We start from the raw sequence: 11901 nt of genomic DNA, 5'->3' as shown, positions 1-11901 counted from the left end.
GGATCAGGTTATCTTGATCTCCCAGGAATAGGGAATGGAAGGATCATCGTAGGGAACCCTGTATTCATCCGGTTCCTTATAGTTGTATAGACGGGTGGGAAAGTTGAGAAGAAAGGACGGCTTTACTCCGGATGTCTTATACCCGTGCAGGACACCGACAGGAATCTTTACCAGGATGGGGTTATCTTCTCCCATGAAAAATTCATTAATTTCTCCACAGGTGCCTGAATCTTCTCTTCCATCGTAGAGAACGACCTTACACATGCCGGAGAGAACACAAAAATGGTCATCCTGCAGGCGATGGTAGTGCCATGCCCGTATGACACCGGGATAGTTCATGGAGACATAGGTCATGGAAAAGTTTTGAAAGATCGGATCGTCGGAACGGAGGATTTCCATAAGGAAACCGCGTTCATCGCAATGTTTGGCCAGTTTCTTTATTTCGACACCTTGAATCATGAAACCTCCATCTGGGTCACCGCGATTTGAAGAACGGGTCAAAAACCACTGTAATGCAGTTAAAACCGGTCAGCCAGCTGGCTGAGCTGCGGAATCATCAGACGTTCCCCACGCAATGCTTTCAGGATACAGACAACATGGAGAGCGAGAACAGCAAACCAGACCAGGGTCCATATCAGGCAGCTGAAGACCCACATGACACTGGGAAGGATGATATTCAGAAGCGTCGTAAAGATCAGCAGAGCGATTAACGCAACAAGTTCGGCCCCGAAGAGGACAAGACCGTGCTTGGCATGCCACTGCACATCCTCATCCTTTTCCTCCACGAGAAGGGGAATAAGGGCAAAGATCCCGAGATAGGCCAGGACATACCATGCAATTGTCTTTTCCTGCTCTGTCATACAACCTCCGGAGTACTACACATCTAGTGTACTGAAGTTATCCCGCTCTTGCAAGGGTTACAGGCACCGTGACCTCAATTGAAAGGGAGCCTGAACCCGGTGATACAATAGGAAGTCATGAAGCGGATTGCGCTCTTTATTCCATGTCTGATCGATCTCAGCATGCCGGATACCGGTCTTCACATGGCGGACCTGCTTGAACACGCAGGTTTTACGGTGGTATGCCCGGAAAATCAGACCTGCTGCGGACAGCCGGCCTTTAACACCGGATTCAGGGAAGAAGGTCTGCCCTACGCTCGCCATTTTCTCGAAATATTCGAACGTGAAGCGGTTGACGCCATCGTCTCCCCTTCCGGTTCGTGCACCGCCATGGTGAAAATTCACTACGGTGAACTTTCCCTTACGCAATGCGAACGAGAGAGCTGGAACCGCCTGAGAGATCACATCTATGAATTTTGCGAATTTTTCTCCGAATTTGCCCCCCTGGAGCAATTTACCTTTCAGGGAGCGGAAAAAATACTTTTCCACGACCCCTGTCATCTGCTCCGTGAACTAGGCGTAGAGGAAGCGCCCCGCAGACTCCTGGCCCGGGTGGCCGGGATCGATCTTTTTCCATCCCCCCCGGCTCGATGCTGCGGATTCGGAGGGACCTTTTCGGTGAAATATCCCGACCTGTCCGTAAAAATGACCGATACCCGGCTCGATGAATTGCTTCAGAATCGAGACGTGGATACACTTCTGACCGCGGATCCATCCTGCCTGATCCAGATTCGGGGCAGAGCCAGAGAACGGGGTCTGTCGATTCAGTGTGAGCATATTATCGACTTTCTCCATCGGTGCTGGGTCCATGAATAAAACCAGACATGCACTGGAGAGGGCCCTTTGTGATCCTGACCTGGCAGGCAAGGTGGACCGGGCCACCGGCATCACCCTGAGAAAGCGGGAAACCCTCATCCGGGATTCCTACCCTGACTGGGAATCCCTCCGGGAGTCGGCATCGGAGATTCGATCCCGGAGTGTGGCGCTTCTGCCGGACCTGGTCAGGATCTTTACGGCGTCGGTCGAAGCAGGAGGGGGAAACATCACCATCGTAGAGGACTATGACGAGCTTTGCCGGGTGGTGGAGGAAATTCTTCGTCCCTATCGGGACCGTCCCATCGTAAAAGGAAAATCGATGCTCACCGAGGAGACCGGATTACGGGATTTTCTCGGAATGAGGGGGTACGAGGTCGTAGAAACCGACCTGGGCGAGTTCATCATTCAACTGCTGGACCAATCCCCTTCTCATATCACCGCTCCGGCTATCCATCTTTCACGGCATGACATTTCCCGGATCTTTCGGGAAAGGCTTGGAGGACCGGACACCACCGATCCGCAGATTCTGACCCGTTTTGCACGGACCGTACTCCGAAAAAAATTTTTGAAGGCACAGGCTGGAATTACGGGAGCAAATTTCCTGGTTGCTGAATCCGGGACGGTGGTCCTCCTGGAAAACGAGGCGAATATACGTCTTTCCTCCACTCTTCCCGATGTAGTGATCTCGATTGCCGGTGTGGAGAAGCTGATCGAACGGACAACCAACCTCTCCCCGCTTCTCAAGCTCCTCCCCGCTTCGGCAACGGCACAGATTCAGAATTGTTATACGTCTTTTCTTCCGCCCGATCCCAGAAGGCACATCGTGCTTCTGGCCGGGAAACGAATGTCACTTCGGGAAGATCCGGTGGGATCGGAGATTCTGAAGTGCATCCGATGCGGTGCCTGTCTCAACACCTGCCCGGTCTTTCGTCTGGTGGGAGGACATGGATATGGAACCGTCTATTCAGGCCCGATGGGGGCCATCCTCACTCCCCTTCTTTCACCGGAACATCGATCGCTACCCTATATGTCCAGCTTATGTGGTGCCTGTACCGACATCTGCCCCGTACACATCCCCCTTCACCGACTTCTTCTGGAATTACGTTCGAGATCCAGAAAGGATTTCCTCTCTTCTTCGCTCTTTACCCTCTTCCGTGCGGGTGCCAACCCCCGCGCCTATGGCATGGGAACGTCAATCTTTCGTAAGCTACCTAATACGATCCGGAGGCGACTGCTCGGCCCCTGGACGCGAAAACGGGGAACGTTTCCGGTATCCCCGGAGTCGTTCCGGGAAAAGTGGCGCAGGAGGAAAAGGGAGCGGAACCATGCGTGAAGCACTCGAACGTGTTCAGGCCGAGGTGTTTTCCTTTGCCGATATACCATCCATTGTAAATTTCCTTTCGTCCCTCCCCTCCCCCTACCTGATCGCGGAGGAATTGAAATCCATCCTGCCGTGGACGCACACCCTGCGGCCTCCGGCTCTCCATCCGCAGGAAGCTCGAACCGGCCTCTCCCTGGCCCGCCTGGGCGTAAAAACCACGGGGACTCTCCTGGTTCCCGGCACCGACACCGCCTCCCTCCTTCCGGAGACCAGCGTGATTCTCCTGCCGAAGGAGAGGATCGTGGATGCACTCGATGACCTTGTGCTCTATGTCGCTCAGCACGCCCGTGAGCATCTCGTGGCGATCAGCGGCCCTTCCCGGACTGCAGACATCGAAAAGACGCTTGTTCTCGGAGCACACGGGCCGGAACGTCTGATCGTCCTTCTCCTGGATCAGTACCCGTAAGAAACTCCTACTTCAGCTCGGTTACCATCTCCCGGACATCGGGCTGGTTTGGATCCAGATCGAGAGACTGAAGAAGAGCTGTTTTCGCCCCTGTTTTATCTCCCAGACGAAATCGAATCATCCCGAGAGCTTTATAGATGGAAGGGTTTTTCAAACCCATTTGCTCCGCCGACTCGATCTGCTGAATGGCTTCACGGTTTCGTCCCAGAGAGGCCAGAGCGGCTCCGTAGTTAAAACGGAGCATGGCATCCCGGGGCCGCACAGGCAGAGCCCGGGCAAAGTATTCCAGAGATTCTTCGTAGCGCCCCAGCATGGCCAGAGCCGCGGCCAGGTTTGCCCGGGCTTCTCCATTTCCGGGATCACTCTGAAGGACCTTCCGGGCCGCAATTTCCGCCGTACCCGGCTCCCCCTGGCGCAGAGCCACAGCCGAGATCTTTTCCAGGGATTCCAGCGAACCCTCACTGCGTTTCAGGATCGTTGCCAGAAGACGCTGCACCTGGTCCGTCTCCCCTCTTCTCTTATGGTAGGCAATCAGCTCTTCCACGGCTACGGGCTCTGTAGGATTAATTGCCAGTGCCTGCCGGAACAAATCGGCGGCATCTTCTTCACGATGCCCCTTGAGAAGAGCCATGCCCAGTGCGGAATACAGACCGGCTTCCCTACCGTATTTGGCTTCAAGAGAAAGAAGAAAGTCGAAGGAATCCTGCAGGTTTCCGGTCAGGGCTCCTTCCTCCACTAGATGGTAGAGTGCTTCATCCGGCAGCAGCTTGCCCACTTCAAAGGCCTTCTTCAACAGGTGGTAGGCTTCCAGGTGACGCCCATCCTGGGCTTCCATTCTCGCGAGTCCAAAGTATCCGAGGCCGAACCCGGGATTCAGTTCAACGGATTTTTTATACGAACTGCGGGCCACTTCACGATCACCCCGTTCCAGGGCCGCAGCGGCCTGATTATAGAGCTGTGTAAAACTTTCAGCCTCGGCCGGTTTTTCCGGACTTCCCTCTCCCCCCTGCATTCTCTGCCCCGGAGAGAGATAACCCAGGGCGGCAAGTTCCTTAATGCGGTCCTCGTCGGGAACTACCGGCCCCTGGTGCTCTTTCCAGGGGGCCGGCAGGGTTTCATAGGTCGGAATCATCGCGGCGGCAGGAATGCTTTCGGTAAAGATCTGGCTCATCGGTTTTCCCACGAACTCATCCGAACAGGGAAATCCCAGCAGGGTGAAGATCGAGGGAAGAATATCGTAAATATCGGCATCGGTGAAGTACTCCTTACGAATTCCGGGCCCCTTTATCATAAAGACCCCCGTCATCCGGTGCCAGCGGGGGGCCCCCAGGGCAAAATCATCCGGCGGTATGGACGGTCTGGCCTTTCCCGTGTAAAAACCATGGTCCGCCGTGATGATTACCGTTGTATCGTCCGGTAACTCTTTCAGCATACGGCCGACGAGTTCATCAACATAGATGTAGTATTCTTCCATGGCGCGATGGAATTTCAGGTGATCTTCCGTCTTTGTCCAGGAAAGCTTCGGATCCAGATAGTGCCCGAACCGATGTCCGATCGTATCCGTTCCTTCCAGGTACACCGCGGAAAGATCCCAGGGTCCGCGCTTCAGGACATCGGAAAAAATCTCAAATGTGGACCGGGTGGTGGCCAGGATATGACGAAGGTGGTTGATGCGGTTGGAATATCGATCCTCAGACTTCAACCCGACTTCCCATGCCCGGTCAAATTCCTCTCTGGATATGTCAATAAATCGATGCACCGTATCATAATCCACGTCTTCAGCTTTCCTGACCATATCAGCGTAATGACCTTCCAGGTTCCCGGGATAGACATTCCCCTCTACATCCCGGCCGCCCTCCATCCCGAAGAGCTGGTAAAAGAGACGTTCTGACACCATAATCCCATTGATTTTTTCAGCAGGGAACGTAGCCCACCAGCCGACAACATTTACTCTCAGCCCAAGGGCGCTGAGGATAGTCCAGAAGGTCTGCGTTTTCCGAAAGCTTGATGTAATGGGTACATCAGTCCCCGTGTTCGGGTCCTTCGTTACAAAATCGAGAATTCCGTGATCTTCCGGATATCGGGAAGACGCGATGGATGTCCAGATTAGAGGAGATAGAACCGGTTCAAAAGAACGGAGATCACACCAGGCGCTTCCCTGCTTGAACGACGAAAATGTCGGAAGTTTTCCTTCTGCGGCCAGTCGGTCCAGAAGGACCCAGTCCAATCCATCCAGTCCGATCAGGAGAATTTTTGTTCCCGTCGGATGGACAGCTTTTCGTATCCCCGGGGGAACTTCCTCGCTTCCGCTCACCTCAATCAGAAGCCCGTCAATGGGCAGGGCTGAAAGACGGCCGGAAAGGGCTGCATGCACGGTACTGGGAATCTCCGGGGCCGTTCGAGCCTGATTCAAAGAGTCCGGAAGAGCCACGATCACGCTTTCCACGCTATCGGGGAGTACTGGGATTTCCATCAGCCGGTCAATGTCCCATCGATATTCCACAAGAACGTGGACCCGGGTCTGGGCTCCCTCCTTCGAGAGTATTGAAAGATCCCGATCGATCGATTGAAGTTCGGAGGGAAAGAGACGGGGATTCGTCCACGGAGCATGAACGTGCAGTCCGGGATGGAAAATTCGATCTCCGCTGACCCCGACATGACCGTCGGGAATCCTGGAAACCGAAAGCCACCCGAGGACAGAAAGGACAACCACAGCCAATCCAATGATGAGAATACGCTTCACAGGTTTATTATCCCAGATTTATCCCCTCAGAGAAACTTAGATCCCCTGAGTGTCATGACTCGATCCGATTTTGTCGATCAGGAGGCTGAACAGTAGGTGTCGAGAAGATAGTGCCGCGTCTGTACAGAAGAGGATTCCAACAGGCGATCCGGGAGAGCTTTCAGGATTGCACAACCCTGGTTCAATTTTCCCTGGAGGAGAATGTAGTGTGCCTCCCTCAGGTGGAGCTCCGGATTCCCCGGATCGAGCTTCTTCATCGCGGCCAGAATCTCCCCGGCATCGCCCCAGGGCGGCTCTTCCAGGAGGAGGTCCACGAGGGCAAGCCCGGCGGGAAGAAATCCTCGATTCAATTCCCAGGATCTTCGGTAAGCCTGTAAGGCACGATCTCGATCTCCCCTGGCACGAGCCAGTTCTCCCAGGGAATACCAGGCCGGAAAATAGTCCGGCATATCCGCGACGAGTAGATCAAGAACTTCCTTCGCCTCTTCAACCTGATCGGAAGCATCCAGAGCGCGGGCCAGGCGCCATCGCACCTCGGGATCGTCGAACCCGCCGTCCAGTGCCTGTCGAAACCGAGCGACGGCGGCGAAAGGATCACCCTGTTCAAGAGCGATAATTCCAAGAGCATAGCAGGCAGGCGGATCCCCGGGGATTTTCTGAAGATAGGCTTCCAGGGTACTGCGGGCTTCCGGGTAACGTTTCAGGTGAAGCAGGCCCTGTCCAATTTTCAGAAGGAGGTCGATCTGGTCCGGGGATTGTTTCAGGGCGGCCTGGTATGCCGTCATGGCCTCAATCCATCGATTCTCGCGGCGGTAGAGATCACCGGACAGACGCATCAGGCTCGCATCCCCGGGATAGGAGGAACGCGCCCGGTTCAGGACGGCTTCCGCTTCCCTCCACCGCTCTTCGGAAAGGAGGAGCGTAATTTCCTCGATCGTTCGAAGGAGAACCAGACCATCCTTGGGATCGGGGAGATCCATTCCCGAGAGATCATTGATGCCTTCCGGAGAAGACACACCGGCCAGATATCCCAGAGACTGGACCTGGCGCCGATCTTCCTCCCGTACCATGAAACCTTTACCCGATTCGAGAAGGGGATTCGATGCCAGAATGGACTGCAGGGCACGTTCCAGGGAACGGCCTTCCTGATTCTCTTGACTCCAGAGGTTGGTGTGTTGAGCCGGATCTTCCTCCAGACGATAGAGCTCAGGCCGGGGAGCCCGGATATAAGACCACGATTCCTTGACCAGGCCTCTCAGGGGACTGAACCCATGGTGGAGAAAGGGAACCATCGACTCGAGCAGGACCGCACGGTCGGGGTGATCCTTCTCTGAAAGATCGAGCCCGGGTCCGGTGTACGGAACTTCCATACCGAGAACACCGAGAATCGTTGGGAAAACATCGACAAGGGAGACCGGCTCCCGGGTAACAATCGGGGCCTGGAGCCCCTCCATGGACGGGAGGTGCATAACCATCAGGACCCGCATCGTGTCGCCATAGATGAAGTAGCCATGGGTTTTTTCCCCGTGATCTCCCAGGGCTTCGCCGTGATCACTCACCAGGATGATCATAGTCTGATCAGGGCGGGGAAGATGATCCAGGATCCGGCCAAGGGACCGGTCGACGTTGGCTACTTCCCCGTCGTATGGATCCTCCACGACCGCTTTCAGATCCGCAGGGGGAGCATAAGGCATGTGGGGATCGTAATAATGGACAAAGGTAAAGAATGGAGAAGGGCTGTTTTTTCGTCCCCCCATCCAGTCCACAACCCGATCCGCGGTGCGGTCTGCCGTGGCTTCCGGGATCGTAAGGGAACGTTTCAGGTCCGAACTGTCCCACACGTGGATATAGGAGGAAAAACCCCGGTCCAGTCCAAAGGGTGCGGCGAGGACATAGGCGGAAACAAAGGCGGCCGTCTCATAGCCCTGCTTCCGGAGAATGTCGGGAAGAACCGGGACAGAGTCCGCCAGTCTTCCTCCCGCGTTATCGTAGAGGCCCAGCTCACGAGGGTACCGCCCGCTCAGGAGCGCCGCATGGGAAGGCAGGGTCATGGGGACAGGAGCCCAGGCATTGGAAAAGTGAATCCCCTCGTGCACCAGCCGGTCGATCGTGGGGGTCAGGGCCCCGGTATGGCCATAACAGCCCAGCCGATCCACACGAAGGGTATCGATGGAGACCAGGAGAATGTCCGGGAGTCCGGATGGTAAGGGTTTTGCCTGGACTTCCACCTTCCGTCGGCACGATCCGGCGGAAAGAATCAGAAGAACGAAGAAAAAAAGGACTGGAAGCCGGAGCTTCCAGTCCTTAGAGTGTTTCACCCTGAAAAACTTACCAGGACAGAATGAATCCGATGCGGAAGGACTGAGGATCCTGGAACAGCAGGGTCTGACCCCAGGTGGGGTTGAGGTAGTCGCAGTAGCCACTGCGGCCGGGATCGCCTTCGGGCAGATCGCAACCCTGCGGGTTGTCTTCAAATCCGTCGGCAATACCGTCGTCGTTGATGTCCCAGAGACCGGTCGTGTCGGTCCACTGCAGGGCAATGGAGTCCCAGGTCTGCTCGGCAACCAGAGGCTGCTGCCAGTCGAAGACATTGAAGATGTCCGCGATGAGCTTGAGGTCGACGCGGTCGGACAGCTTGACCGGGTAAGAGAGGTGCAGGTTGATGAAGTAGAGCGGATCGGTGCGGCCGTAGTCACCACGCTTACCGATGAAACGCTCGTCGTCACCGTAGTCAATGTGGGAACCCAGCTTGGACAGCGGGGTACCGCTCATCCAGCGGGCATCAAATCCCGTGACCAGGCCAAAGTCGAAGCGATAGGAACCGTACGCCTTGAACTGCCAGGTGCGGTCGTTGGGCATCAGACCGTTGGTTCCGTTCATGAGCTGGGGCAGGTCGAAGAGGGAGGTGATGAAGGGATCGAGCTGGCCGTTGTCCTGACGGAAGAGGCCGCCGTAGTTACCCTTGTTCCTGGACCACAGGACGGAGGTGTAGAGCTGCCAGTTGTCGGAGAAGCGCTTCTTGAGGGAGAGCTCGACGGCGCGATAGATACGGGACGCCTTCGGGATGCAGAATTCTCTCTCTTCGTAAGAAGAGCCGGCCAGGTCGTTGGAAACGGTAATGCAGGCAGAGCCGAGGTCGCCCACACCGGGGTTTCCAATGATGTAGGTGGATCCACCGTCAAAGGAGAAGTCTTCCATGACGTCGCCGATGGAGCGGTAGATTCCCTTGATGCCGAGGGCCCAGTTGGGCATGACTTCATAGTCGCCGCCGAGGATGATCTCTTCTTCGTACATCGGCTTGATGCCGTCGACGATCGTGGCGGGACCGCCGGAAAGGCGATAGCGCTGCAGGAGACCGGGGTTCGTGGCGGAGGGAAGCTCATAGTCGCCGTTCTCGTCGGTCGGATACTGGTAGTAGTAGAACATGTAGTTCTCGTTGCCGAAGGCCCGGACGTTGATCTGCAGGGGCACGGCGTTGTAGAACTTGCCATAGTGGCCATAGGCTTTGGAACGGCCGTTGTTCATGAAATCCCAGATGAAGCCGATGCGCGGGGAGACCATGTCGCCGAGGCCGAAGTCCAGGTTGGTTCCCGTGGCGCTGGAGACGTCACCGGTGGATTCGGAAGAATCCATGCGGACGCCGAGCTTCAGGGTGAAGTTGGGCGTGACCTTCCAGGCATCCTGGAGGAAGACAGCCATCTCGTCCGTGTTGCCGTGGGAGTTCTGCTGGTAGTTTCTGTCGTAGTAATCCATGTAGTAGATGTAGCCGGGATCATACAGATAGAAGCGCTGACCGTCACGGGCGGGCATAAGAAGGCCGTCATCGGCCACGCCGTCGCCGTTGAAGTCGCACTGCAGGCCGGTGATATCGGCATACTCGGCCATGGACAGGGCTGTCCAGCTGAAGTCGGGGTCGAGATAGTTCTCAACGCCGTCGCCGTCTTCGTCGCCGAAGTAGTCATAGGCGGCCGCTGCGCGGGCATCGCCGATGGGTACGCAGTGCTCACCGATGGAGCCGTTCACGCCGGCGTAATCGGTGAATTCGAGAGAACTGAAGCTCAGACCGATCTTGAATTCGTGGTCACCGATGAAGTAGGAGATAGCGCCCTTGTACTGGTCGCGGTTTCGGGAGGTGTCATACTCGGCAAAGCCGGCGCCGCCGAAGGAGATGCCGTTGCCGCAGTTGACGCCGTAGTCGGTGTGGGAGCCGTAGCAGGTCCACATACCGCTCCAGTCGACCCAGGTAGCCTGGTCGAGCATCGGGAGGCGGTCAACCTTCGTCTCGGTGTGGTTGGCCTTGAACTCGAAGAGCAGGTCGGGCGTGAGGATCGAGTTCCAGGAGAGGCCGTAGTTATCACCGCCCTCTTCGCGTGTCCGGTTGAAGTTTGTCACAATCGGGGCACCCGGATCCATCGGATTGGCCATGTCGTAATCGGAACGATCGGAGACGTCGATGAAGTAGTCGCCGTAGAAATCGTTTCCGGTCTTGGGGTCGCCGATGAGGTTCAGCGACACGCTGTTGGAAGGCGTGATCTGGTAGTTGAGCTTCAGGGCATAGTAGCCCGGATCACCTTCACGCTTTTCCGTGAAGGAACCCGCGCCTTCACCGGGGAGGCGGTTGGTTTCTTCGTAGTAGACCTCGTTGTAGGCCACGAAGTACCACAGCTTATCCTCGATGATCTTGCCGCCAACGTCCGCGCCGTAGTCGTAATCCTTGAATCCTTCGAGGGCGGAACCGCCGACGGGCTCGTCGCCTTCGGAGGTCATGGAGTCATCGGTGAAGTATCCGAAGACTTCGCCGTGGAGCTCGTTGGATCCGGACTTGGTCACGACGTTGACGATACCGCCCATGGCGCCGCCGTACTCAGCCTCGTAGCCGCCGGTCTTGACTTCGACTTCCTGAACGAAGTTGAAGGTGACGTTGGTGCCGATGGTACCGAATGTCGGGTCGGAGGTATCCATACCATCGACCAGGTAACGGTTCTCTGCGGATGATGCTCCGCCGAAGGACGGGTTGGAGCCCAGTTCACCATAGAGGGCGCCGGAAGCCAGGAAGGCGAGATCCTGATAGGAACGGCCCGTGGGCAGATCCTGGATGACTTCCTGGGTGAGGTTGGCGCCGGCCGTCGTCGTGGTAACGTCGATGACGGGAGCCTCGCCGGTAACCGTCACGGTCTCTTCAAAGGCAGCCTGCATGGTTACCTGCAGGGTGACCGTACGGTCCAGGCCGACCTGGATGTCAGCCTGCTTCAGGGTGGCGAATCCTTCCATGGACGCGGTGAGCGTATAGAGGCCAGGGGGGACAAGCTTGAAACGGAACGTGCCATTGACGTCCGTCTGAGCTACCCTGGTCCCCTGCATGTTCGGGGATTCTATTTCCACCGTGACGCCGGGAAGGGGCTGTCCGCCGTTATCAACGACGTTGCCCTGAATCGAGCCGGTCGTCTGCGCCAGTGCCAGTCCCGCAATCAGCAGGACACCAAGCACCAGCAGTGATGCTTTGGACCAAAACGAACTCATATAAAACCTCCTTAAAAAGTTTGGACTCTGTATTGGTTGTCCGTGTTACATGTATGCAATTTTGCTGCCAATTTGGAGGATCTCCGGCATAAAAAAGCACCGTTCCTGTATCTCTCGTTCACACAACAGGTTACTG

Annotated in this window: 8 protein-coding genes; 3 read left to right on the top strand and 5 right to left on the bottom strand. The window is 56.2% G+C overall.

All coding sequences use genetic code 11. The features are described 5' to 3' along the window. Nucleotides 1–3: 3 nt before the first annotated feature. Together PLD04_10335 and PLD04_10330 are read right to left on the bottom strand one after the other, a co-directional pair. Nucleotides 4–459 carry a dTDP-4-dehydrorhamnose 3,5-epimerase family protein gene (locus tag PLD04_10335; GenBank protein ID HXK68731.1) on the bottom strand — a complete coding sequence of 152 codons (456 nt, stop codon included), beginning with the start codon at nt 457–459 and terminating at the stop codon, nt 4–6. Between the two features lie 59 nt (nt 460–518). Next, nucleotides 519–860: a hypothetical protein gene (locus PLD04_10330; GenBank protein ID HXK68730.1), complete on the bottom strand. Its 342-nt coding sequence runs from the start codon at nt 858–860 to the stop codon at nt 519–521. A gap of 117 nt (nt 861–977) precedes the next feature. Here PLD04_10330 and PLD04_10325 point away from each other — a divergent pair, with 117 nt between their 5' ends. Genes PLD04_10325 through PLD04_10315 form a run of 3 tightly spaced genes read left to right on the top strand, consistent with a single transcriptional unit; the run spans nt 978 to nt 3502 of the window. Beyond that, nucleotides 978–1715 carry a (Fe-S)-binding protein gene (locus PLD04_10325; GenBank protein ID HXK68729.1) on the top strand — a complete coding sequence of 246 codons (738 nt, stop codon included), beginning with the start codon at nt 978–980 and terminating at the stop codon, nt 1713–1715. Beyond that, nucleotides 1708–3048 carry a lactate utilization protein B gene (locus PLD04_10320; GenBank protein HXK68728.1) on the top strand — a complete coding sequence of 447 codons (1341 nt, stop codon included), beginning with the start codon at nt 1708–1710 and terminating at the stop codon, nt 3046–3048. The genes PLD04_10325 and PLD04_10320 overlap by 8 nt, the downstream gene beginning before the upstream one ends. Next, nucleotides 3041–3502, top strand: coding sequence for an LUD domain-containing protein (locus PLD04_10315; GenBank protein HXK68727.1), 462 nt, complete (start codon nt 3041–3043; stop codon nt 3500–3502). Before PLD04_10320 ends, PLD04_10315 begins: the two co-directional genes overlap by 8 nt. A gap of 7 nt (nt 3503–3509) precedes the next feature. On the opposite strand, the gene PLD04_10310 is transcribed toward PLD04_10315, so the two are convergent. From PLD04_10310 to PLD04_10300, 3 genes are all read right to left on the bottom strand, one after another. Then, on the bottom strand, nt 3510–6245 hold the full coding sequence (locus PLD04_10310) for an alkaline phosphatase family protein (GenBank protein HXK68726.1): 2736 nt from the start codon (nt 6243–6245) through the stop codon (nt 3510–3512). Nucleotides 6246–6322: 77 nt separating this feature from the next. Next, nucleotides 6323–8563: a sulfatase-like hydrolase/transferase gene (locus tag PLD04_10305; GenBank protein HXK68725.1), complete on the bottom strand. Its 2241-nt coding sequence runs from the start codon at nt 8561–8563 to the stop codon at nt 6323–6325. 10 nt (nt 8564–8573) lie between these two features. Continuing rightward, complete coding sequence (locus PLD04_10300) at nt 8574–11765, bottom strand: TonB-dependent receptor (GenBank protein HXK68724.1); 3192 nt, start codon at nt 11763–11765, stop codon at nt 8574–8576. Nucleotides 11766–11901: the final 136 nt, after the last annotated feature.

The organism is Thermoanaerobaculia bacterium (genome assembly GCA_035593605.1).
GTDB lineage: Bacteria > Acidobacteriota > Thermoanaerobaculia > UBA2201 > DAOSWS01 > DAOSWS01.
Note: the sequence above shows the minus strand (reverse complement) of the source record. Positions and strands in the feature narration are given on the sequence as shown.

Bases quoted from the DNA above. Each gene is read 5' to 3' on its own strand.
- PLD04_10335 (HXK68731.1), bottom strand. From the start codon at position 459: ATGATTCAAGGTGTCGAAATAAAGAAACTGGCCAAACATTGCGATGAA.
- PLD04_10330 (HXK68730.1), bottom strand. From the start codon at position 860: ATGACAGAGCAGGAAAAGACAATTGCATGGTATGTCCTGGCCTATCTC.
- PLD04_10325 (HXK68729.1), top strand. From the start codon at position 978: ATGAAGCGGATTGCGCTCTTTATTCCATGTCTGATCGATCTCAGCATG.
- PLD04_10320 (HXK68728.1), top strand. From the start codon at position 1,708: ATGAATAAAACCAGACATGCACTGGAGAGGGCCCTTTGTGATCCTGAC.
- PLD04_10315 (HXK68727.1), top strand. From the start codon at position 3,041: ATGCGTGAAGCACTCGAACGTGTTCAGGCCGAGGTGTTTTCCTTTGCC.
- PLD04_10300 (HXK68724.1), bottom strand. From the start codon at position 11,765: ATGAGTTCGTTTTGGTCCAAAGCATCACTGCTGGTGCTTGGTGTCCTG.